Source organism: Flavobacterium sp. 38-13 (genome assembly GCF_001899155.1).
GTDB classification, from domain to species: Bacteria; Bacteroidota; Bacteroidia; order Flavobacteriales; family Flavobacteriaceae; genus Flavobacterium; species Flavobacterium lindanitolerans.
Window position 1 is genome coordinate 80,420 of the sequence record NZ_MKVG01000020.1, and the last position, 23,892, is coordinate 104,311.

23 protein-coding genes are annotated in these 23,892 nt (G+C 38.0%); 6 read left to right on the forward strand and 17 right to left on the reverse strand.

Annotated features, from left to right (window positions below):
* Positions 1-14: 14 nt before the first annotated feature.
* Positions 15-755, forward strand: coding sequence for an LPS export ABC transporter ATP-binding protein (gene lptB / locus BGO88_RS14955; protein WP_056068628.1), 741 nt, complete (start codon positions 15-17; stop codon positions 753-755).
* A gap of 104 nt (positions 756-859) precedes the next feature.
* On the opposite strand, the gene BGO88_RS14960 is transcribed toward lptB, so the two are convergent.
* Both BGO88_RS14960 and BGO88_RS14965 read right to left on the reverse strand, forming a co-directional pair.
* Positions 860-1,711, reverse strand: coding sequence for a glycoside hydrolase family 25 protein (locus BGO88_RS14960; RefSeq protein ID WP_286707403.1), 852 nt, complete (start codon positions 1,709-1,711; stop codon positions 860-862).
* 385 nt (positions 1,712-2,096) lie between these two features.
* Entirely contained in the window at positions 2,097-2,810 is a 714-nt protein-coding gene (locus tag BGO88_RS14965; protein WP_286707404.1) for a CDP-alcohol phosphatidyltransferase family protein, read from the reverse strand.
* 201 nt (positions 2,811-3,011) lie between these two features.
* Here BGO88_RS14965 and BGO88_RS14970 point away from each other — a divergent pair, with 201 nt between their 5' ends.
* On the forward strand, positions 3,012-4,082 hold the full coding sequence (locus BGO88_RS14970) for a putative type IX sorting system protein PorV2 (RefSeq protein WP_502686515.1): 1,071 nt from the start codon (positions 3,012-3,014) through the stop codon (positions 4,080-4,082).
* Between the two features lie 67 nt (positions 4,083-4,149).
* A complete protein-coding gene (locus tag BGO88_RS14975) occupies positions 4,150-5,283 on the forward strand; it encodes a lipoprotein N-acyltransferase Lnb domain-containing protein (RefSeq protein WP_286707405.1) in 1,134 nt (377 codons plus the stop codon).
* Here the strand turns inward: BGO88_RS14975 and BGO88_RS14980 are convergent, their stop codons facing one another.
* The 6 genes from BGO88_RS14980 to BGO88_RS15005 are packed head-to-tail and all read right to left on the reverse strand — an operon-like array spanning position 5,284 to position 12,258.
* The gene (locus tag BGO88_RS14980) at positions 5,284-6,678 is read right to left on the reverse strand and encodes a sugar transferase (RefSeq protein ID WP_056068633.1); all 1,395 of its coding nucleotides are present in this window, start codon (positions 6,676-6,678) and stop codon (positions 5,284-5,286) included.
* Positions 6,679-6,735: 57 nt separating this feature from the next.
* Positions 6,736-7,746, reverse strand: coding sequence for a glycosyltransferase family 4 protein (locus tag BGO88_RS14985; protein WP_286707406.1), 1,011 nt, complete (start codon positions 7,744-7,746; stop codon positions 6,736-6,738).
* Positions 7,718-9,067 carry an O-antigen ligase family protein gene (locus tag BGO88_RS14990; RefSeq protein WP_286707407.1) on the reverse strand — a complete coding sequence of 450 codons (1,350 nt, stop codon included), beginning with the start codon at positions 9,065-9,067 and terminating at the stop codon, positions 7,718-7,720. Before BGO88_RS14990 ends, BGO88_RS14985 begins: the two co-directional genes overlap by 29 nt.
* Positions 9,051-10,142: a glycosyltransferase gene (locus BGO88_RS14995; protein ID WP_286707408.1), complete on the reverse strand. Its 1,092-nt coding sequence runs from the start codon at positions 10,140-10,142 to the stop codon at positions 9,051-9,053. The genes BGO88_RS14990 and BGO88_RS14995 overlap by 17 nt, the downstream gene beginning before the upstream one ends.
* Positions 10,139-11,257 carry a glycosyltransferase family 4 protein gene (locus BGO88_RS15000; RefSeq protein WP_286707409.1) on the reverse strand — a complete coding sequence of 373 codons (1,119 nt, stop codon included), beginning with the start codon at positions 11,255-11,257 and terminating at the stop codon, positions 10,139-10,141. The genes BGO88_RS14995 and BGO88_RS15000 overlap by 4 nt, the downstream gene beginning before the upstream one ends.
* Entirely contained in the window at positions 11,254-12,258 is a 1,005-nt protein-coding gene (locus BGO88_RS15005) for a glycosyltransferase family 2 protein (protein ID WP_286707410.1), read from the reverse strand. The genes BGO88_RS15000 and BGO88_RS15005 overlap by 4 nt, the downstream gene beginning before the upstream one ends.
* A gap of 535 nt (positions 12,259-12,793) precedes the next feature.
* On the opposite strand from BGO88_RS15005, the gene BGO88_RS15010 reads away from it, so the two are divergent.
* The 3 genes from BGO88_RS15010 to BGO88_RS15020 are packed head-to-tail and all read left to right on the forward strand — an operon-like array spanning position 12,794 to position 14,205.
* Positions 12,794-13,093, forward strand: coding sequence for a hypothetical protein (locus tag BGO88_RS15010; protein WP_286707411.1), 300 nt, complete (start codon positions 12,794-12,796; stop codon positions 13,091-13,093).
* Positions 13,077-13,535 (forward strand): hypothetical protein, encoded by a 459-nt coding sequence (locus BGO88_RS15015; RefSeq protein WP_286707412.1) that lies wholly within the window; start codon positions 13,077-13,079, stop codon positions 13,533-13,535. The genes BGO88_RS15010 and BGO88_RS15015 overlap by 17 nt, the downstream gene beginning before the upstream one ends.
* 31 nt (positions 13,536-13,566) lie before the next feature.
* Positions 13,567-14,205: a GNAT family N-acetyltransferase gene (locus BGO88_RS15020; RefSeq protein ID WP_286707413.1), complete on the forward strand. Its 639-nt coding sequence runs from the start codon at positions 13,567-13,569 to the stop codon at positions 14,203-14,205.
* Between the two features lie 13 nt (positions 14,206-14,218).
* Here BGO88_RS15020 and BGO88_RS15025 read toward each other — a convergent pair whose 3' ends face one another.
* The 9 genes from BGO88_RS15025 to neuB form a co-directional block, all read right to left on the reverse strand.
* The gene (locus tag BGO88_RS15025; RefSeq protein WP_286707414.1) at positions 14,219-14,722 is read right to left on the reverse strand and encodes a transposase; all 504 of its coding nucleotides are present in this window, start codon (positions 14,720-14,722) and stop codon (positions 14,219-14,221) included.
* 1 nt (position 14,723) lies between these two features.
* On the reverse strand, positions 14,724-15,185 hold the full coding sequence (locus BGO88_RS15030) for a MarR family winged helix-turn-helix transcriptional regulator (RefSeq protein WP_286707415.1): 462 nt from the start codon (positions 15,183-15,185) through the stop codon (positions 14,724-14,726).
* Between the two features lie 147 nt (positions 15,186-15,332).
* Positions 15,333-16,880: a glycosyltransferase family 2 protein gene (locus BGO88_RS15035; protein WP_286707416.1), complete on the reverse strand. Its 1,548-nt coding sequence runs from the start codon at positions 16,878-16,880 to the stop codon at positions 15,333-15,335.
* Positions 16,877-18,022, reverse strand: a complete 1,146-nt coding sequence (locus tag BGO88_RS15040; RefSeq protein ID WP_353743418.1) for a glycosyltransferase family 4 protein — start codon at positions 18,020-18,022, stop codon at positions 16,877-16,879. The genes BGO88_RS15035 and BGO88_RS15040 overlap by 4 nt, the downstream gene beginning before the upstream one ends.
* Positions 18,019-18,891, reverse strand: a complete 873-nt coding sequence (locus tag BGO88_RS15045; protein ID WP_286707417.1) for a hypothetical protein — start codon at positions 18,889-18,891, stop codon at positions 18,019-18,021. The genes BGO88_RS15040 and BGO88_RS15045 overlap by 4 nt, the downstream gene beginning before the upstream one ends.
* Positions 18,891-20,324 (reverse strand): MBOAT family O-acyltransferase, encoded by a 1,434-nt coding sequence (locus BGO88_RS15050; RefSeq protein ID WP_286707418.1) that lies wholly within the window; start codon positions 20,322-20,324, stop codon positions 18,891-18,893. Before BGO88_RS15050 ends, BGO88_RS15045 begins: the two co-directional genes overlap by 1 nt.
* Before the next feature lie 3 nt (positions 20,325-20,327).
* Positions 20,328-21,722 carry a UDP-glycosyltransferase gene (locus BGO88_RS15055; protein ID WP_286707419.1) on the reverse strand — a complete coding sequence of 465 codons (1,395 nt, stop codon included), beginning with the start codon at positions 21,720-21,722 and terminating at the stop codon, positions 20,328-20,330.
* Positions 21,712-22,842 carry a UDP-N-acetylglucosamine 2-epimerase gene (neuC, locus tag BGO88_RS15060; RefSeq protein ID WP_286707420.1) on the reverse strand — a complete coding sequence of 377 codons (1,131 nt, stop codon included), beginning with the start codon at positions 22,840-22,842 and terminating at the stop codon, positions 21,712-21,714. Before neuC ends, BGO88_RS15055 begins: the two co-directional genes overlap by 11 nt.
* Before the next feature lie 3 nt (positions 22,843-22,845).
* Positions 22,846-23,886: an N-acetylneuraminate synthase gene (neuB, locus tag BGO88_RS15065; RefSeq protein ID WP_286707421.1), complete on the reverse strand. Its 1,041-nt coding sequence runs from the start codon at positions 23,884-23,886 to the stop codon at positions 22,846-22,848.
* Positions 23,887-23,892 lie beyond the last annotated feature (6 nt).

Here is a 23,892-nt window from a genome sequence, read left to right on the forward strand (position 1 = left end):
TAAAAAATCGGAATATGATTCTAAGAGCTGACAATCTGGTCAAAACATACAAAGGAAGAAGTGTCGTAAAAGGTATTTCTGTTGAAGTAAATCAAGGAGAAATTGTAGGTCTTCTGGGACCTAATGGTGCCGGAAAAACGACTTCCTTCTATATGATTGTAGGTTTGGTCAAACCAAATAGCGGCAAAATCTATCTTGACAATACCGAAATCACAGATTATCCGATGTATAAAAGAGCACAGAACGGAATTGGCTATCTGGCACAGGAAGCTTCCGTTTTTAGAAAACTGAGCATTGAAGACAATATTATGAGCGTGCTTCAATTAACTAATCTTTCCAAGCAGGAACAGGAAGCCAAAATGGAAAGCCTTATTGCCGAATTCAGCTTAGGGCATATCCGCACCAACCGAGGCGACCTGCTTTCCGGAGGTGAAAGACGCCGTACGGAAATTGCCCGTGCTTTGGCAACCGATCCTAAATTTATTTTATTGGACGAACCATTTGCCGGAGTTGACCCGGTGGCAGTAGAAGACATTCAAAGAATTGTAGCCCAGTTAAAAAATAAAAATATCGGAATCCTTATTACTGACCACAACGTACAGGAAACACTTGCTATTACGGATAAGACCTATCTGATGTTTGAAGGTGGCATCTTAAAGGCTGGCGTTCCGGAAGAACTGGTTCAGGACGAAATGGTGAGAAGGGTTTATTTAGGACAAAACTTTGAGTTGCGTAAGAAGAAATTGGAGTTTTAGATTTGGGATTTTTGATTTATGATTTTAGATTGTAGATTGTAGAAAATAGATGATAGAGAATAGACATGAAACCGGGAAGTTGGTACTTTTCGGTTTTTTTGTTTTTAGTTGATGGTGAAGTACTGTAGTTGTTTTGGTGTGCCGTTATAGATATTGACATCAACGGTTCCTTTGATGCCGGGTACGGTGGCTTTTTCTGTGAATTGCCAGAACAGCCATTCGTCTTTGATGGTTTCTTCAAAAAAATTATAGTTGGCAATCCAAAACGTATAGCCTTTAAATTCTTCTTTCAGGAAATCATTATAATAGCTTTCTCCCGAATAGATGATCGGTTTTACGTTATAGTGTTTTTCTACTTTTTTCAGCCATCGTTTCAGACCAATCTTAAGGCTGTCAATTGATTGTTCTTTGGGTAGTTTTTCAATATCCAGAACCGGCGGCAAATCGCCTTTATGGAGTTTTACAGTTTTAATGAAATTATCGGCCTGTTCAATAGAATTTTCATTCGGACGGTAATAATGATAAGCACCCCGAATCAGCTTATGTTTTTTCGCTTCCTTCCAATTGTCTTTAAAGGTAGCATCTACCCTATTTTTTCCTGCTGTGGCACGAATGAAAACAAATCCCAATGGAAATTTTTCTTCAATAGCATTTGCTTTTTCCCAATCTACATCGCCCTGGTATTCGGACACATCAAAACCGTATACTTTATTCTCATGTTTGCTTAAAACCTGATAAATCCTGACATCGGCGATTCGCTTTTCTTCTGCGAGTCTCTTGTCAGTTTTAAAACTGAAATAATAGGCCAGTCCTTCCCTGTAATGATAGGCTGTTCCGGCAAGTAAAAGGATAAAAAATGCCCACAACGAAAATTTCAATACGTTTCCGGAGAAGAAATTATTCTTCTTTTTGGATTTTCGCACTGCAGATTTTCGTATTGGAGCCGGTTTCTTCATTCAGTAAAAATAAATATTTTGGAGGAAAAGTTATATCCGGAACTTAAAATTATAAAAACGCCGAATTAAGAGAATTGTTACTTTTTTCAAATGCCACAGATTAAATGATTAAAATGATTCAATTAAACCCTAAACAAATCTGTGAAAATCTGCGAAATCAGTGGCAAAAAGATTCAACATTATAGCTCTTTAACGCCACAGATTAAATGATTAAAACGATTCAATAAAAATTTGTGAAAATCTGCGAAATCAGCGGCAAAAAGATTCAACATTATAGCTTTTTAATGCCACAGATTAAAAGATTAAAGTGATTTAATAAATCCTAAACAAATCTGTGAAATCTGAGCAATCAGCGGCAAAAATCTTAAATCTTAAATCTGCAATCTTAACTACTTTTCTTATTCGTCAAAACCGACAACGCTATATAAAAAAGAATCAATAACGGAATTCCCAAAGCTTTAAAAAACACTAAAAGCAGTGCAGATACTACCAGAAAGATTATCTGAAGTTTGTTTTTGGCAAAACTTGCACTTTTTACTTTTAATGAAAAAAGAGGAATTTCGGCATTGAGCATAAAAGCGCTGAAAAGGGAAATTACAAGCAATACCCACGGATTGCTCAAAGCCTGCGAAATAAACCCGTATTGGTTATCAAGCAAAATAAGCGGAAGGCTTAAGATAAAAAGAGCATTTGCCGGAGTTGGCAAACCTATAAAAGAATCGGTCTGACGGGTATCAATATTAAAATTAGCCAGACGATAACAGGAACCTAACGTAATGATAAAACCCAGATAAGGAAAAAACAGCTGCCATCCTGAAGACGGAAATCCCAAAGCCTGATTCATCAAATAGTACATGGCAACACCCGGAACTACGCCACTGGTTACCATATCAGCCAAAGAATCGAGTTGCAATCCAAGCGGACTGGAAACTTTAAAAAGCCTTGCAAAAAAGCCATCAAAAAAGTCAAGAAAAATACCAAGACACACAAACAGAAAGGCCAGCTTAAAATCCTGATGGAAAGCAAAGATTAGTGCAATGCATCCTGAAAAGAGGTTAAGCAATGTAATAGTATTCGGAACTTGAGCCTTGATTCCCATATCGTGTTATTTTTTTAATTGGCGTGACCGCAAATTTAGCACAATAAGTTTATAGTGCAGCGCGTTTCTTATAACAGATTTTTAACTTGATATTCCTCAGTATTATTTATTGTTATAAGGCAAAGAAGGAAGCTCGATAAAAATTTATATTTTTGGACGATAATTAACAATACAGATTTCGGCTTGTAAAAACAATTTGCTTTGAAAAAACCCCTTATAGCTTCTTTTCTTCTGGTATGCTCTTTTGCTTACAGCCAAGCGGTCAGGAAATATTCCAATGAATTTATGAATATTGGTGTCGATGCGGCCGCATTGGGTATGTCAAATGCCGTGACGGCCAGCACTAATGACGTCAATTCCGGATATTGGAATCCGGCCGGGCTTATTTACCTTGAAGACAAACAGGCTGCTTTAATGCATGCCAGCTATTTTGCCAATATTGCGCAATATGATTACGCGGGTTTTGCCATGCCAATTGACAACGAAAGTGCGTGGGGATTATCTGTAATCCGTTTTGGGGTAGATGACATCTTAAATACAACCGAATTAATTGACAGCGAAGGAAACATTGATTACAACCGAATCAGCCTGTTTTCTACAGCCGATTATGGCGTGACTTTTTCCTATGCCCGGAAATTAAAGATTCCGGGATTCCAGTACGGAGTCAATGCCAAAGTAATTAAACGTGTTATTGGAGACTTTGCCAATTCCTGGGGATTTGGTTTCGACATTGGAGTACAATTTGAAAGAAATGATTGGAAATTCGGATTGATGGTGCGTGACGTCACTACCACCTACAATATCTGGAACATTGACGAAAAAGCTTATAATAAAATCAAAGATGCCATTCCGGGCGAAAACCAGGAACTGCCGGAAGATTCTGAAATCACGCTTCCAAAAGCACAATTAGGGATTGCCAAAAAATTCATCATCCGTTACGACTACAGCATTCTGGCAGCAGCCAACCTGAATATGAGCTTTGCCCGTACCAATGATATAATTTCTACAGATGTAGTGAGCATTGACCCGGCTGTCGGTTTTGAATTCGGATATACTGATTTGGTCTTTTTAAGAGCCGGTGTCGGAAATTTCCAAAATGTAAAACAGCTGGACGGAAGCGAAAAAGTAGGTTTCCAGCCTAACATCGGACTTGGATTCAAGTACAAAGGTATTCAGGTAGATTATGCATTAACAGACATTGGCGACCAGAGTGTGGCTTTGTATTCTAACATCTTTTCGGTAAAAGTAGACCTGGGTATCTTCAGGAGATAATTTTAGCGTAGTTCCGGCATGAAAATATTCAGTAGTTTTACGGATATTTGTGCTTTAATTTCATCCTATGTCAAGATTCAGACTCTTACTTATTTTGTTATTGCTGGCGTTTCCGCTATCTAAAAGCTTTTCACAAAGTGCCATCTTATCCGATTCTTCAAAAGTAAGCATCCTGACCATAGGTACTGCCAATGAATCACACACTCTTTACGGACATACCGGCTTACGTATTTTAGACGAACAGCGCGGATTGGATGTGGTTTATAATTTTGGCTATTTTGATTTCAATACGCCTTATTTTTTGGCCAAATTTGTAAAAGGCGACCTGCAATATTTTGTGGCTACCAACCAATATCGTGACTTTGAATATAATTACAGGGAAGAGAACCGCTCAATTTACGAACAGGAACTTAATCTCAGTACCATCCAAAAACAGAAACTACTCGATGAACTAAACAAAAACCTGTATTCTGACGAACGTTTTTATACTTATAAATTTATCGATAAGAACTGTACCACTATGGTTATTGACAAGGTAAATGATGTGCTTGGCGGAAAAATCATTACTACAAAAAAACCGGTGACTGTAACTTACAGAGAAATACTCAATCCTTATCTGAGTAGTAATTTTTTCCAGAAGCTAGGCGTTAATATCATTTTTGGACCAAAAACCGATAAAAAAGCTGAAGTATTGTTTCTTCCGCTGGAATTAATGGATGTTTTGAAAACTACTGTTTATAATGGCAAACCTTTGGTTACAGAAACCAAGACCATTTTTGAAGCCAAGCCTGTAAAGACAGTTTCCTACTGGAATAATATCTACGTTTTTTCAGCTTTGGTACTTTTGGTAATCGTATTAAAAAACAATACCGTTTATCTTACTTACTTTACTATTTTAGGATTATTAGGTTTATTCCTTTCATCAGTAGGTTTTTATTCGCTACACGAAGAAGTCCGTTGGAATTATAATGTGCTTTTGTTCAATCCGTCGTTGCTGTTTTTGGTTTACTTTTTCAAAAAGAAAAACCGCAAGTGGATATCCAATCTTGCCCTGTTCAATCTAGCCTGTATTGCTGTTTATCTGATTGTTATTTTCAACAAGGCACAACTGCTGTTATTTATGCCTATATTAATTACTTCTACGGTAATTCTTGCGAAACTTGCCAGAAAAAACAAAAAGACAAAAATTGCTAAAGCTTAGCTATTGCCCACGATAGAACAGAATCGTGCTGATGGTTTTGATGGTAATGTTGATGTCCAGAAAAATACTTCTGTGTTTGATATAATACAGGTCATATTGCAGCTTAATGAGGCTGTCCTTGATGGAGTCTCCATAGGAATAATTAACCTGCGCCCAACCCGTTAGCCCGGGTTTGATGACGTGACGGGTTTGATAAAACGGCATTTGGTTGGCTATCTGCTCTACAAAAAACGGACGTTCCGGTCTTGGCCCGATAACTGCCATGTCGCCTTTGAGCACATTGATAAACTGCGGAAATTCATCTATTCTTGATTTCCTTAAAAATTTGCCGAAAAAGGTAATCCTGTTATCATTTTGTGTAGCAAAAACAGCCTTATCTGTCTCTGCATTTTTTACCATTGTCCTGAATTTATAAATCCGGAATATCTTTCCGTTCTTCCCTACTCTTTCCTGAACATAAAACAGCGGACCTTTGTTTCCGATAAAATTAGCGACGTAAATAAACGGCAACAGATACAATCCAATAGCTATTCCAACTAATGAAATCAGGATTTCAATAAGTCGGGCCAGCAATAGGTAAAGTTTGTTATGATTGCTTCGGCTAAACGGAAAATATCTGTAAAAATCCCTGTCTACATACTGAACCGGAATACGCTGTGTAATATTTTCATAAACCTGCGTATATTCACGAATTACAAATCCCTGCTCCAAAAGAGCCAAAAGACGGTTATATAAATCAACCGTTATACCGTCTGTTTTTTGCGAGGCAATAACGATTTCCGATACGCCATTTTTTCTTATAAAACCATTCAGGTCGGCAATTTCGATATTGGCCACGCCAGCGTGGTTCGACACAGTATCACCTTTGGAATCTGTATTGATGAAACCCAGTATTTTATAATGCGGGTCTACTTTTTCTAACGAGGCTACCAATTCTTCCAACTGGTTTTTGTCGCACACCATAACGACCCGCTTCAAAAAACGATGAGAAGCCAGAAATGCCTGATAAAAAATACGCCATGCAAATAAGGCCAATGTAATTGCCAGGAAAAAATAAATGATTTGTAATCTGTTGGATGGAAGTACCGGCGTAAAAATAGGTGTCAGAAGAAAGAATAATACTGTCGTGGAAGAAGTGAGCAGTATACTTTTGATAATCTGATACTGATTACTGGCTGTCTGCAGATTATACATTTCAAAGACGGTTCCCAGAATATTCAGGTAAATTCCTAAAACAATCGTCCAGTAAAAATTAGCTTTGGAAATACTGAAATAATCAAATTTGAAAAGCAGTCCTACTATGTATAATGCCAAAATAACCGTCAATACATCAAATAACCGCAAAAGCAATTTGCGCTCCGAGATTTCAAAATGTATTTTCTTAAATGAGAACATCTATGGTAGATTTGGGCATTGCAATTTAACATTATTTTAGTAATATCAAATCTATCGCTAACACAAAATTTTATTCCATAGTGACTTCACCTGCTGCCAGTCAAAACTTTCGGCTTTTGCTCTGGCGTTTTGCGTCAAATCTTCTGCAAGGTTCTTATTTTCAGTTATCTCTTTTACGGCTTTAATCATGGCTTCCGTATTTCCGTCATCTACTAAAAGAGCTGTTTTTTTGTCATCCAGCAGAAAAGGAATTCCTCCAACGTTTGTACTCACCACAGGCAAACCTAAAGCCATAGCTTCCATTACACTAACCGGTGTATTGTCAAAATGGGTGGTATTGATAAAAATATTGTAATTCTCAGATAAACGAATCCAATCGGTTTTGGAAAGTTTCCCTGTGAAATTCACATCCAGGTTGTATTTCAACGCCAATTCTTTGGTTTTTGCCAGCATTCCATCTTTTTCAGGCCCAACCATGCAGAGCGATGCTTCAGGAAATTGTTTTTTAATTTCACGGAATACCTCAACAGCCATAAACGGATTATAAATGGCTGCAAATGACCTTACCCATAAAAGTTTGGGCTGTGTTATTTCCCGTTTCAGAAAATTATAGTTGCTCATATTGAGCGTATTGGGAATATAGGCCATGTTTTGGATGCCTTTTTTCTGGAAATGTTCCAAAAGATAGCCCGAAGGAGCACTATTTTTATAGGCATGATTAAAAATCATAGCACATAATGCCGGATTTTTGGATAGCCTGCCCGGCAAGTCACCACCCCGCAACATCGGAATATACTTTATCTTTAATAATCGAGCCAACTGACTGACCAAAAAGGCATACCAAAAATTGGAGGTACTGTAGGTATCGATGAGCAAATAATCAATTTTATTCCTTAACCGTAGTGTACTCCATACCATATCGAGCAGCCGTAATGCCTTATTCTTTTTGGAAGAAGCATAAAAAAGCGTATAGCCCTCACCTTCCAAAAGCGGTCCCAAAGTTTCGATTGAAGTCACCGAAAAACCATGTTGCGATAATTTATTCCCTATGTACAGCAGGTTTTTCAATAGAATATACTTTGAGTAAGGTTAGCGAATAAATAAAAGCAGGAGCCACGAGTCGCATGGCAGCATGGTTGATTGTGAGGAACCAAAAAACAAAAAAGGACAGCAGGTAGAAATGATGCCTGTTGTCTACATATAAAACCAGTGGTGTAAAAAATAAAATCAGTATTGAAAAAATACCCAATGTGCCGTGTTCCGCCAACATACGGGTCAGTTCGTTATGCGATGCTGCACGAATACCTGTAATTTCCTCGCGGTATTCTTTGTTTTTTCCAACCCCGATTCCCAATATCGGATTTTCAAGAAACATCTGCAGTTCGGTTGAGGCAATTTGTTCCCTTCCTCCCAGTCGGTCTTCCTTTTCACGTCCGGCAGCATCCTGATTGGCATAGCGTTTCTCAATCAATCCGCTCGTCTGTAAGGAACTATAGCCCCAAACCCCGATTCCTGCCAGAACAGTCAGGATAACCACTACATTCAATTTCATTTTGGTCTGCAAATTGGCTATCGTATACAATGCTCCAAAAAGCACAACAATCATGACCAGCCCCGTAATTACTCCTCCTCTGGAAAAAGTAACTATTGCCCTAAAAGTGAGCACAAGTGCAAAAAACAAATTGATTAACAGGTATCTCTTGTTGGAAGAATTGAGGAGCATCCTCGAAAAAAAGATAAAAAATCCAAGTCCGAGAATAGTAGAAACCTGATTAGGTCCAAAACCTCCGGAAGTTTCAAAGTTGGAGGATGTACCGGTCACTACATCCTTAACATCCGGAGAATAAATAAACAGGTAACAGGCCGTAGACAAGATGGGCAAAACCGCAGCCAGCAAAACATTGGAGAGTTCGGCAAACGAAATTTTCCGCCTGTAGGCATAAATTGAACAGAGACCCAGACAAACCGGCCCTACAATATTAAAAGTTATCGCCTTTCTTACATCGGTACTGATATCCAGGGTTACGGTAGAAATTACCACACCGGGAACCAAAAGCAAAAGGTATATCCAATACGGAATAGAATTTTTGGAAAAACTACTGTAAAAAATTCCCATAAGCATAAACAGCATTACGCCATATTTGGAAAATTCATTCAGGAAATTTCCTCCGGTCATTCGCAGTAAAACCTCGCTTCCGGCTATATAAGCCGAAATATATAATACTTCATTGTGCTTATTTGAAGTCTTCATCACAATGCCAACACCTATCAGCAACGTAAGCAAACCGTATACCTTGGATAGTAACGGAAACAAGTATATTGCAAAGCCAATCGCAATATGCAATAAGACAAGCCCGATATAGGTAATCTGTCTACTTTTGTTTTGCATTTAAAATGTTTTGATATTGCAATATTAAGGCATTCATCACAATTTCTTCAGAATAGCTTTCTCTTATTGTTGTTTTTAAGGCTTCGGACACGGATTTTCTCAACTGTTGGTCGTCTGCCATTCGTTTCAGTTGTGCAGTCAGCATTTCCACATCTGATGGAGTAAAAGAAAGTCCTGTTTTTTCGTTTTGTATGATTTCGCTACAATAACCAACATTGGTAGAAACTACTGCCAAACCTGCCATTCCATATTCCAGTAACGTCACAGGAAAACCTTCAAAGACAGAGGCCAGGACACCTATAGTTCCCTGTTCCAATACATTGCTGATATCCGAACAGCTGCCGTAAATAAAAATACTATCGTCGAGACGATTGTCGCTTATAAAACGTTTCAAATGTGAAGAATAGTCATCCTGAGAATCTTTACCAATAAGATGCAGGGACCATTCTTTTTTATGGAGTCCGGAATCCCGAAAAGCTTCCAAAAGCAAGGCGTGGTTTTTAGGATATCTAAGATTTGACAGGCAGACGATTCTCTTACCGTCAGTTCCTTTTAATGTGGTTTGCTTTTCCTCAACCTTGTCACGCACAGCAAAATTTGGAAGATATATTACTTTAGCCACTGCCAGATTACGTTCGGCCCAGGCTTTTAATTCCTGATTCACGACCATTACAGTATCAAAAAAGCGGGAAGTCATTTTCAAAACAGCATTCTTATATCCTTTTTGACTACTTCTTCCGCCGTGGTGGTCGTGCCATACGATTTTTATTTTCGGATAGGCTATCTTGAGCATTACTGCTATAAAATAGGAAGTGCCATGAGCATGTATGATGTCTATACTATTATCTTTCACAAAGCGTTTCAGTCTGGAAACAGCCTTGAAATCAACAGTCCGTTTCCTTTCCAAAAAAGTATACGAAACAGCTTTATCTAACTGTTCTTTCAAAATGCCTTGCTTGCGTGTAACGGCAAGAGCCGAAAATGCTATCCTGTTGGCGAGACCATTGGCATAGTTAACCGCCATACGTTCGGCCCCACCGGCTTCTAACGAATCGATTAGTTGCAGGACTCTCATTTATTTTTTAAAAAACTTTTAATTTCACTTTCAAAATAATCCAACGTATATCTTCTGGACCAAAGCATCGCTTTTTCGGCTTTGTTTTTATATTCTTCCGGCGCTTTTAGTAAAGCAGCTATATTTTCACTATCCTGTTCCAAATTCATTTCTAACAATACTCCTCTTGTGCCATAATCAAGCATATCCGGAACGCATGAAACCCGGCTAGAAACCGGAACGCACCCCCAGAACATGGCCTCTGCCACTACTTTTGGCCAGCCTTCACTTTTGGAAGGTAACACTAAAAAATGACTTTCTTCATAGGCCTGTTGTAAACTTTCTTTGGTTTGGTTGCCTTTCAGCAAAACCGGGTTTTGTAGATTATTTTTAATGATGTATTCCTGTAATTTATCTCTTTCCGGACCATCTCCAAAAAGTTCCAGTTGTATGGCAAATCCTTTATTGATTAAATTTTCTGCCAGTTGTATGGCATAAAGGGGCCTTTTTCCCTGTGCCAATGTTCCGGCAAAAAGTAATTTTATTTTTCCATCTAAAGTCCGTAATGATATGTCTTTTTTATCCTGTTCACTATAAGTAGCCGTAAAAAAAGGTCGGATATTTTTTGTCTGATTGGGCCAGTTTCCATACACCAATACCTGCATGTTTCTGGTCAGAAATGTATTGCTTAAAATCCATCGTTGGAATTTATAGCTAAACGGCTGTTGTGATTCAGAATCCCAATTGCCGGCGTATTTTGCAGTCTTGGGTTTCTTTGGAAAAAGAATCTGTACAAAACAACCCAACAAGCCTACATTGCCCGGACATCTAAGATGGATATGGTCGGCTTCACGCATTGCTTTATAAATAACGGCTATCAGTTTGGGCATTTTAAACAAAGCTGAAATTTTTGCCTTCAACCCAATGGCATTAAAACCCGGAATTTCCATAAACCGGACTTCTTTTTCATAGGGCAAATGGATGGCATTTGGTTGTAAATCTGCTGTTGGCGCTACCAAAAGCACTTCATCTACATTGTCTATCCACAGATTCATTTCCCGCACATAGGGCGCATAGGCATAAAGCCTGCTATTTTCTTTTATGTGCGGTACGTGGGTGATGATGGCAAACTTCATGACAGTTTCTGTTTAGGTTTGCTAAAAAACAGGCTCCACCAGCCTACCGTTCTTCCCAATGCTTCTGTAAAGGCTTGCTTTTTTTGCGAGGAAGTAAATACGTTGCCATAACGGATTAGAGTTAGCAACAGTGTAATGCTATGCCATTTTAATTTGGCTTTACCAGATGGTTTCGGGTATTTAGACCGCCATACGTACCAGCCGTTACGCACTACCATTTTTCCGTAAGCATATTTATTTGGCCTGCCTGAAGCGTCGTGATAATGCGCTAATCTGGCGTTCGTATTGACATATAGCTTTCCTAAATTGGAAAGTCGTAATGTAAAATCGGCATCTTCGTATAAACCATAACCTTCAAAATAAGTAGAAAACCGAAGCCTGTCAAAAACCTCTTTTCTGAATGAGGAAACGCCGCCCATTAGTTGCTGTACTTCATAAATCTTTCCTGATGGTGGCAAAAAGCCTATGCTTCTGCCATGAGAATATTCCGGAGCAAAACCGGGCGCTACATTGCTGTCAAGTCCTAATTTCTTTCGGGCTACAAAACGGGAGCCGTCGTTGCGCTTCCAGCCATCATACAAAAATTCATTTGTCTTCGCTTTATATCCAGCCGGAGTTTGCTGCCATGTTGTTTCATTAGTGATGTAGCCACCCACGCCCAAAGCTTGAGGATGTAGTTTATAAACCGATAGAATTTCTGCGAAATAGGTAGGCTCCAAAACGGTATCATCGTCTAAAAAACAAACAATTTCCGTTTCCTGCATTAGCCTGTTAATTCCGAAATTTCGTTGTCGGGTAAGTCCGCGGTCTTGTTCGCTAACTTTAAAATAAGAAAGTCCTTTGAAATGTTTTTCTTCTAAAGCTGCTTTTGTAAAATCGTCCGGACTGCCGTCCACAACCAAAATCTCATCAGGGTACACAGTCTGTTTCTCTACAGATTCTAAAAGAGTCAACAAAGGAGTAGCTCTTTTATAGGTACAGATGATCAGTGAGAATTTCATAGGTTGTGGTTGAGGAGAACAAATATAGAAATTTAGGAGTCATTATTTCATTCAAATAATAAACTGATGTAGTCATCTTAAAAACAATCCTAAATTCAGTTGATTTAAAAATTTTAACCATTTTTACAGATTTCTGTAGCGAAAGATTTTAGAAAACGCCTAGGTTTGTAACAAACATAGTATGTACTGGTATGGAAAAATGGAAAAAATAAAATTTATCTCAATAAGCATAGTAACATTTCTTATTATGCTAACTATCTGGTTTGTTATCTGTTTTATGCTCGGATATGCAAGTAGCTCCAATTATCAAAAAGAAATATGGATTTTTTACCTTGCAACTCTCTTTTTACATTTCTTTATTATGCTGATGATTTTGAATAGGTTATTTGGTTCAAAGCTTAATTTTTTTTATTTACTTTTTAATCTAATAATGTATAGTGGTACTGCTTGGTATTTTTATAATTATTCCTAATGAAATACCATTTTGAGCACAATCACGATAAACATTAAAATCAGATATTTAACAATCAAACTCATGAATAAACTATTTGAAATAATCTATTGGGTAAAAATTTTTCTTTCACCCTTTATCATTTTTCTTTTTATCGCCTTAGCCATTTATTTTTCTAATGAAGAATTACTTTGGATTTCTGTCTTAATCTCTATTATTGGAATTATTCTGGGAATAGTTTATGCAGAAAGAATCAGAAGAAAACACGGAACAACGCATTATATGGGAAAAATATATAATACGGATGATATATCGAGTTATAATGAAATTATTGATGGAAAGAAAAATAAAAAAACAAAATCTAAAAATGAAAATCAAATATAATTTTTTAATGGCTTTAATGACATCATTATTCTTGAGCTGCAAACCATCTGAAAAAGTGATAAGCAACATTTCATGTTCAGGTACTGTTACATTACAATACGACAAAATAAAACGTGCCGATAGAGACAAACCTCTTGCAGAAAAAAATCTAGACGCATTTACAGTTTATTTTTTAAATGAATATAAAGATAGTATCCAAGCTTATGTCAATAATAAACTATATTACGAAAAAAATCTCGATGGTAATTTTGAAAATCTGAATGAAAATTTCGGATATAATTATTCTAAAGATGTAAATATTCCTGTCTTAAAGATAGTATCAAAAACAAAAAACACTTGTTTTGACATAGGCATTGACAAAAATTATAAAATAATTTACGTTTTTCTTTCCGATGACGGTAAGTGGACAGTACGATTTTCAAATATTTTTTATTTACACTAGCAAGAAAAATTAAAATATCTACCCACGCCTTATGAAAAACAACTCTCCTGATATACTCAAAAAATGGCTTACCGCCTGGTCGCTGTCAAGAGAATTGCCTTTGCCGATTGCATACAAATCTGGTTTTAAAGTTGAAGTTGGGGATGTGAAACAAAAAGAAAGGTATGTATTTGCAGAACTTAATGAGGATTTTATTGAACTTTCTAATATAATCAACGAACCCTGGATTTTTCTAAAAACCTTTGCCTCTCCTGAAGAAATAAAGGGTCGTGTTTCTGAAAAGTGGACATTCCAACCGCAAGGCTATTTTATGGTGTGTTCAGAGCCAATGGTTTTTCCGAATCGTCATCTTGATACTGAGTACAAATTCGAATTTTACGACTATAATTCAACTTTCGTAGTCAAAATCCTAACACAGAATAACGAACAGGTTGCTATTGGCCATGTCGTACTTGTTGATGATATAGCAGTATACGACCGAATCATAACAGACATCAATCACAGAAGAAAAGGCCTTGCTACCACAATCATAAAAGAACTAGAAAAAACAGTACTCGCTAAGGGCATTACCAAAAACGTCCTGGTAGCTACTGAAGAAGGCAAACAACTATACCAATCTTTAGGCTGGGAAGTACATAGCCTGTATATATCGATTGTTATCGTTGCATAGGAAACAATGCTATTTAATGACGCATATTAAATAATCGAACACATAACGGTATTAATCCCAGTGAAACGGCTACAAAAATAAAAACCCGTATATAATTGAGCGTTTGCCAAAGCTTAACCCTGCTGAGCAAATCTTTAGTTCCATTGGATGCAATTGCTATTTTTTGGAAATCGATAATAGCAGGTGCAAAATAAGAAAGTGTCCAAATCCTGACAGCGATGTGGATGGCAAGCAAAACTAAAAGCCAATTCCGTATCGGGTCGATTTTCCAACAGAAATACAACGCCAGCAAAAAAGTAATTTCATGCAGGGAATGGAACACTATCCAGAAAATTTTCAGACTGCTCCCCTGTCCGTCTAATAAAAGTTTGAAATTATCCGGTGGCGAAACTGTCCATTTTGGAACAAAAAGCAAGGTTTCAAAAATTTGTGCCCCGTTCATCATAAAATAAATAAGGGTCGTAATACAGAGCCATAGCTCTGCTCTTGACAGGTAGCTTGTCGTAATATTTTCCATTTTAATCGTCTGATTTAGGATTCATCGAATCGGTTACTTCTTTCATTATGGCAGTGGCTTCCAAAAAATATCGTTTTATGGATTCCATTTCCGAGGATGAAAAAGAAGTAATCAATGCTGTAGTTTTTTGTTGGAGTTCCTCAAAAAGTGGCTGTAATAATTTCATGGCATTTTCTTCATCAGGTACGATGATTACTTTTCTTCTATCGTCTCTGCTAAATTTTCTTTTCACAAGCTTTTTTTTCTCCAATCGGTCAATTAATCCGGTAACAGCACCGGTAGTCAATCCTGTCAATTTAGAAAGTTCACCTGCCGTCAATTCTTTATGTTGTAGAATAAGTCCCAGGTATTTATGATCAGAACCTGCCAGGCCTGCTTTGCGGGCAACTGCTTCATGCATAAAAATCGAAGCGTCAGAATATTGTCGGCTCGCCAATCTGAATTGTTGGAGTAAATCGTTCATATTAATTTATATTAGCAACTAAATATCTTAGCTGCAAAGATATTATTTTTTTATATAACAAAGACCTATTCTACTCTAAATTATTTCTCTATACTCTTAGAGATAATGTTTAAGAGTCGATTTTCCAGAATAAATCAGGTAAACAACTTAGCTGTTTTTAATTTTATTAGCCCATAAAAGGCTTACTGCCCACTTTGCTTTGAAGTTTTTATAATAGCGAAATGGATTCCGGATAGGCTGGTGTTTATAAAACTTAAAAAAAGAAACCGTTTTATAACCTTGCAGTTGTGTTTTTGATTGATGCAATAATCTGTAAAGCATCACTGTAGGTGATGGTTTTGGCTGTAGTTTCTCATTTTTCCATGCCAATTCAGGTTTGGTACGAAAACCGCCTATTGGGGCTTTTAAGTGTAGTATTTGGGGAAAAGGAAAGTACAATACATCATATCCTTTATTTCGAAGTTGCATTCCGAAATCGGAATCTTCACCAAAACCAAATTCAAAACGCAAGTCAAATTGGAGTCCTTTTACGGTTTCGGCTTTTACGATACTGCAACCGGAACCAAATGTTTTCCATTGAAACACAGTATCGAATACGGTTTTTTCATTTAGCTGCAAACAGCTAAGCGTATTGGCTTCATTTCCGTATTTGGTAATCTGACTGAAAGCCGTTTCCAAAAAGTCTTCACCAATGCGAATGTCATCATCCGCAAAGAAAACCCATTCACTTTCAATTTGCGCCAGGGCAATATTACGGGCATTGCAGGCTCCTGCCTGACGGGTAAACGTATGCGAAATGGCAAAAGGCCAGGAAGTATTTTTCAAAAAATCCAGATTGCTTTGGCTTCCCTCAGCAGAGTTCTGCTCTACAATAATAACTTTTCGTGGCAATTGGGTTTGAACTGCCAAATCAGATAGAAACGTGTGCAGATATTGTTCCCTTCCAATAGTTGGTATCACAACATCAACCGTTGCTTTGTTTATAATTTTTCTTGAAGATTGAACCACAAGAGTATCTAAAGGCTTGCCGTCTGTTTTTCTTTTACTATAAAATAAGCTTTGAAAAAAGGCTCTTGAATGCCCCGATTTTTGGTACAAGACGTAATTAAGCCGTAAAAGAAATAACCATCGGAACTTGTAATGCTGGCGTACAAATTTGAAAACAGTTTTTGTAGTCGCTTTTGGAGTTTTATAGTCTGTATTAGAATGCAAAAGCAATCGGGGTTCCGAGTAACACAAAAGTCCGTGTGGCATCCATAGCTTCGCTAAAGAATGCAGGAAATAATCGAAATCCTTATCTTGCACAATTTCTTTTTCTAAACGTAAAAGCACTTCACTAGCTATTCCGCCAATGGCAGCACTGGCAAACCAGGTTGAGAACTTTTCATTCTTGTTTGGATTGGCAAAAAGGCTTTCGTCTACATATCCGATAGTATCCGGAAAATAGTTTTCTTTTGCCGGATTGTAAAAAGCCATTATTTTTTTATGATGGAAAATAGCAGCAATACTATCACTATCCTTATTAAAATAATTGCGTTGTGATTCATGACACCAAAACAACAGCGATTCAGGAAACGCATGTGCTACTTCAAACAGCGTATCTGCAATGGAAGCCAGGCGAACCGGAACGTCTTCCTGTAAAATATCGTTCCAGACCTGTGTTACTGCATTATTTTGGTGGTAGAGAATAATCATAACTGCTGCTTATAGAATTCAATATTTTGCAGGACTGTTTTTCGTATATCAAAAACATGCTCCACACGTGTCCTGGCATTTTTGCCAAGTTGCAACACCTGATTTTTATCGGTAATCAGTTCGTTTATTTTTTCAGCATATACTGTATGGTTTTTTGGATGTACCAAAAAACCGCTTTCTCCATCAATAATCAATTCTTTTGCCCAACCGATATTACTATTCACAACAGCCTTTTGCATGGCCATACATTCTATCGTTACCATACCCAGAGTTTCGGCAAAAGTCGGGAATACGCATACATTGACCTTTTTGATATGTTTCCGAATCTCATTATAAGGCACTCTTCCCAAATAACTGACTTTCTCTTTTAGCGTTTCATTTAACATGGAATGCAACAATTGCCAGGTTGATGATGATTGCGTTTGCAAATCATACGAATCAGAACCGATTAATAAAAGATGTGCTTCCGGATTTTTTGCAACAACTTTTTCCAGAATAGCAGGAAGTTCCAACACGCCTTTTTTCCTGATAATAGTCCCGATATATAAAATCAGACCGGATTCAAAATCCTCCGGCGTTTCATTTGAAAAATCAGAAAGCTGGATTCCGTAATGCAAAGTTTGAATAAGTTTGCCCTTGATTTTAAAAATCTCTTTTGTAAGATTGCCCGCAAATTGTGTTGGCGCGATATAAGCTTTTGCCTTTTCCAATCCGAGTTTTTCAAACCAAAAGTTTTTACGTTTCTGTTTTCGGTTTTCCAAACGGCAGAAATAGGCATCGCTGCCATGAAAACGAATAACCAAAGGCGCATTCAGATTCATAAAGGCTGTAATTCCTGTCCAATCCGGAGCTTCTACCAAATCAATCTTATCTTTTGTAATGTAACGATTAAGATAGTTCTGGAGGTGCTTTCTGTAAAAATACCAACCAAAAGCCTTGTATTTTTTATGTTGTATCAGATGAATCTTTATGCCGTCTTCTTCCAGAATTTCATCTGTTTTTTGGGAATACACAAAAACCGAAACCTTGATTCCTTCCTTATGCAAAGCCAAAACAAGATTTTTGATGCTGGTTCCGATTCCGGCAGCATGGCGAACCTTTTCATGAGGATATTCCGGTGTTAGAAAAGCTATGTGCATCATTGAAAAAATTTATCTAAAAGAAACTGTGTAAAGACGGTAGCTCCTCTTTCGTTCATATGTCCGCAGGAAGAAAAATAATCATCGCTGGTTACTACAGCTTCAAAATTATGAACTTCCGGATATAATTTGACAACATCTTCAAAATATGCAGCATTTTTTACATTCTCGCACATGGGTGTTGTTACAGCAATCAATCGTATGTTATTTTCCCTGCAGATTTTTTTAATCTTTTCATAAGCCGTATTTCGCTTCGGACTGTATTTTGAAAGGTCATACTTCATGTTTTTTCCTTTTCCTTTCAACGGATAAAAACCATGACGTTGCAAGGATTTTGATGGTCTCTCCGCTATCGTAAAAAACAATTCCCTGCTTCCTATTTTAGCATCATATTTCAGATAGCGGTAAAATGGCAGGTAATACAATTGGTCAAAATCTTCTATATTTTTATAATAGTCTCTAATCTGAACCGACTCTTTCAAATAAGGATAGAAATAAGCGCGGGTACCTTCAGAAAATCCGTTGGAATTGATATTCAGGTCTACCTCAACGACAAGGTTTTTAATTTTTGTTCCTTTTGCCAATAAAAGTTCCAGTAACAAAGCACTCTCTTCCAATCGGGAACCACTCATTCCGAAATTATAAGCCGAATAGCCTTTATCGATAAACAATTGCGGAACAAAATGGTTGTTGGCTCTCGACGAACCTAAGAAAATTACATCGTAGTCCTGAGGTTTTCCGGTATAGGCCAATGCTATTTTATTTCTGGGTTTGCTATTTACATATCCAGCCGTGAAAGCATAATCCAACAGGTATAGAACGGCTATAAAACCGATAAAAACCTTAAGCAGATGGAGCAGAAATCTTTTCATCAGAATTGGAAATAAATAAAACTTTTATACTCGCTATACACTCCAAACAACAATAAAACCGCAATGGCTAAAGCAATTTTCAGATAGCCGTATCGTCCGGAAATTGGTTCAACTTTATAGCGGTTGAACCATTCAAAACCAACAAACAACAAAATCATGAGCAGCAGTTCATAATTATAGCGTTCAATGCTAAAATACTGGCTTTTGAATTTCAAGTTGGTAAACATTCTCTGTATATATCCGAATGCTTCGGTGATTGTTGGTGCTCTAAAAAATATCCAGGCAAAACACGTTAATAGAAACGTCAGCCCGATTTGAGGAATCAGTTTGAGTGCCTGAACCGGATTTACATTTTCAATATTTCCGGTATGTATTCTGTTTTTCTTACTTAGGAGCAACGGAAGGAAATACAATGCATTTAAGAATCCCCAAACCAGATAAGTCCAGTTGGCACCATGCCAAAAGCCGCTTACCAAAAAGATGACAAATGTATTCCTGATTTTCATTCCTGTTCCACCTTTACTACCTCCCAACGGTATATAAAGATAATCCCGAAACCAGGACGAAAGTGAAATATGCCACCGCCGCCAGAATTCTGCAATATCCCGTGAAAAATAAGGGTAATCAAAGTTTTTGAGCAAGTTGATACCAAAAAGTTTAGAAGTTCCTAAAGCAATATCAGAATAACCCGAAAAGTCACCATAAATCTGGAAAGCAAAATAAACTGCTCCCAGCATAAGCGACAGGCTGTTCATGTTTTCATAATTGTCAAAAACAGCATTGGCATATTGGGCACAACTATCTGCAATGACTATTTTTTTGACCAATCCCCATAAAATCTGATGTAGTCCTTCCTTCGCCTGCTGATAGTCAAAATTTCTTTTGACTTTTACCTGGGGCAAAAGATGCGTTGCCCTTTCAATTGGTCCGGCTACCAGTAATGGAAAATAGCTTACAAAAAGCGCATAGTCAATAAAATTCCGTTCGGCCCGGATACGTTCTTTATAGATATCGATGATATATGAAAGTCCGTGAAAGGTATAAAATGAAATTCCAACGGGTAAAACCAATTTGAGAAGTAACGGATTGGCCTGCAAACCAAATCCTTTCAACAATTCAGAAAAGGAAACTGCAAAAAAATCATAGTATTTGAATACGCCAAGAAATCCGAGATTTACGCCAACGCTAATCCAAAACCATGTCTTTCTACTAGCTTTAGATTGGCTGTTTTCTATTTTTAATGCTGTAAAATAATCCAGTCCGGTTGAGAAAATCAGGAGAAACAAAAACCTCCAGTCCCAACACGAATAAAAATAGTAGCTTGCTATAATCAGCAATGCATTTTGTGCTTTTTTGGATGTTTTGAATACAAACCAATAAAGACAAAAAACTACAGGAAGAAAGACAGCAAACGACAGGGAATTGAAGAACATATTCTAGCGGATTATGTTGCGTATGGCTTCCCAAATGCGTGCCGAAGCATCCTCAATGGGTTGTTCGTTAATTACTTGAAACCATTCTTTTGCCGCAGCGACATTCGATTCCGGATTTAGTAAGCCAGTTTCAATACGGTCACCTATTTCCTCAGGCTTATCCAACCAGATAACGGCATTTTTATGCGGCATGGAACGAAAATGGACGTAGTTATAAATCTTTTTGACTGATGAGTTGCTTCCTATCGTACGATCGGTATCATAGTTTACGAAACAGCAAGGCTTATCATAGCACACATAGTCAAAAACCATTGAAGAACCCAGATTGACCACCATTTCTGTATGGAAAATCGTGTTCTGCTGCAAGACCACATCTTCCCGGGTAGGCAGAATAGTATTCCAGCCTTCTCCAATCTTTTTCCACAATGGTGGCAGATTGACAATCAAATCTTTATTGGTTTCCAATACCGAATCGTAACGCGAAGAGAAATCGACTGGGCAACGACGGAACAGGATTCCTAAGTTATACCCTTTGGCATTTAATGCACGGACCGCTTTTGCCGTGTCTGCCAGATATTGTTGGTCATCAGGAGAAGTCGTAATATCATCTCCCGAATAGCAAATGTATTTTTTTGCACTATCCAAGCCATTTGCTTCAAAAAAAGCCTGTTTTGACTGAATAGTCGCTTTGTTGGCATGGGATTCAAATTGCGGTGTGCCCGTTACAAAAACCTGTTCCGGACGTATGTAGTCGTAATAATAAAGCAGTTCCTTTTTCATATGGTCGCTCCATACAAAATAGTAATCGGTTTCAACAACCATAGTCGCTTTTGGAAGATTGTCCCATGAAAAAATAAAAGAAGCCGTTGGGATTCCTAAATCACGGGCTGCCAGAAGTGGCGCAATGGCCAGAACCGGACGCTGATTCGTACAGAAAACCATGGCCGGTTTTTCCTTTTGCAATGTAGCTAAAGAATCCCGATAAAAATCGGTTTTTCGTTCCTGCTGTTGAATCTTTTCCCGAACTTTTTCCAATCCTTTTCCTGATGAGTGGACCGCAATAATTACGCGAGTGGCCATACTCTTTAGAGAGCTTTTCAGGTTTTTATACGAAAATGGAAAACGATAGGCATCGTAATCCGAATCACCACTTTTTTGGATGTTCAGGTTTAGTTCTATGTGTTTTCGGGCATTTTTATAAATATCAGTCAGCGGATGTGTTTTAGCCCTGTGAATTTTTACTTCTTCATAGCCCAATGTTTTCAAATCAAAAGGTGTATTGTTCCAGAAAACCGGTTCAAATCCTTCTTTTTGTCCTAATTCATGGAAATGAGAATACGCAAAATTGCGCAGGCCAATGCCATCCGGCAGTAATATGAAGATTTTTTTATTGTACATCAATATCCCTAAATTGCTTCTGATGATTCAGCTGCCAAATATCCTGATTTTTTAATGAATTGAGGAATAATCCGGCACTGTTTCCGGCACCAAAATCTTCTTTTTCCAGATTAACTGTATGGTCGTCAACAATCTTGAGTGCATTGCTTATGGCTTCAACACTATAATCTACATTGATAATTTCAGAATGTATCGCCCTGTTTTGCTGACGCGTTCCGATATTAATAATCGGAATGCCATAATACGGAGCTTCCCGGATTCCCGCACTACTGTTGCCTATAATGAATTGCGCATTTTTCAGCAAGGTCAGGAAATATTCAAATCGAAGCGAAGGAAATATCCTGAACCTCGGATTGTCTTTTAATTGCTGATAGGAATCTAGTATTGCTTTGCTGCCCAAATCATTATTTGGATAGATAACCACATAATTATGATTGTCATTGAGCAAGGCCTGTGTGAAATTAGCTGCATATTCCATCATGTATTTTGCTTCCGTTGTTACGGGATGGAACATGGCAATAGCAAAATTGTCAAATCCAATATCGTAATATGTTTTTGCGGTTTCCAAATCAGGAAGGTTTTCAGAAAACATAATGTCTACATCCGGAGAACCGATGGTAAAGATGGAAGAAGACAACTCCCCCATCTGAATCAGTCTTTTGGCAGCCTGTTCGTTAGATACAAAATGGATATGGCAAAGCTTGCTCACGCTATGACGAATCAGCTCATCGACAGTTCCTGAAATCTCGCCGCCTTCAATATGCGCCACCAGAATATTATTAAGCGAACCTACAATGGCTCCGGCCAAAGTCTCTACTCTATCGCCATGAACAATAATCAGGTCCGGTTGGCATTCTTTGACGTAAGCAGACAAACCTTCTATTGTTTTTGCCAGCGTGAGATCCATCGTTGTTTCGTGGGTATGATTCGAAAACGTATGGATGTTTTTAAAACCGCAGCGTTCAATCTCAATAAGTGTATAACCGTATTCTTTTTGCAGGTGCATTCCGGTTACGGCAATATAGGGCACAAAATTCTGGTCTTTTTCCAATATCTGGATTAACGATTTTATCTTCCCGAAATCAGCCCGGGTTCCTGTAAGAAAAAGTATTTTTTTCACGGCTTACTGAATATCATTCCAAACTAGCTGTTCATCGTTCCCGATAGCTCTTGTTGCTTTTTTGCCTAAAATATCATTAAAATGTTCTGCGAGTATTTTTCCGGTTCCCGGACGTTTTACCCAGATATTTTCTTTGGTAAAAACTTCTCCTGCTGCAATTGGTTTGATAGAACAGACTGTCGCAAAAGCAAAATCGATCGTAACCTGTTCCTCTTTTGCGGGTTCTTTACTTCCACCCCGCATTTGCCAGATTTCATTGCTGCCTGTAATCAGTTCTTTACAGGCTGTTTCATCCATACTGCAAACAATATCCGGCCCTGTACGATTCATGTGGTCTGTAAAATGCCGTTCTAAAATAGAAGCTCCCAAAGCCACAGCACCCAAGCAGGCGTTATTATTTAGCGTATGGTCACTCAACCCGAAAACCTTATCCGGAAAAGCCTGATGCAGTTCTGTCATCGCTCCAAAACGCACTAAATGAATAGGTGTTGGATATAGATTAGTGGTATGCAAAAGTGCAACGGGAATGTTGTGCTTGTCAAAAATAGCAACGGCTTTTCTGACGCTTTCAATCGTGTTCATTCCGGTACTTAATATGACCGGCTTTCCAAAACCGGCAATATGCTCCAGCAATGGATAATTATTACATTCTCCCGAACCTATCTTATAGGCAGGAATATCAAATTTCTTTAAGCGTTCTGCCGCAGCCCGCGAAAAAGGCGTTGAGATAAAAATCATGCCTTTGCTTTCTACATATTCTTTTAACTCCAGTTCTTCGGCTTCATTCAGCGCACAGCGTTCCATGATTTCATAAATAGAAACCGTTGCATTTCCCGGAACAACCTTTTTGGCTGCTCCGCTCATTTCGTCCTCAACAATATGCGTCTGGTGTTTTACAACTTCGGCTCCAGCCCTGTGTGCCGCATCAACCATTTCTTTGGCAACGGCAAGCGAGCCTTCGTGATTGATTCCTATTTCGGCTATCACCAACGGCGGATAATCCAATCCTATTTTTCTTCCTGCGATTTCTATGTAGGGGTTCATTATATC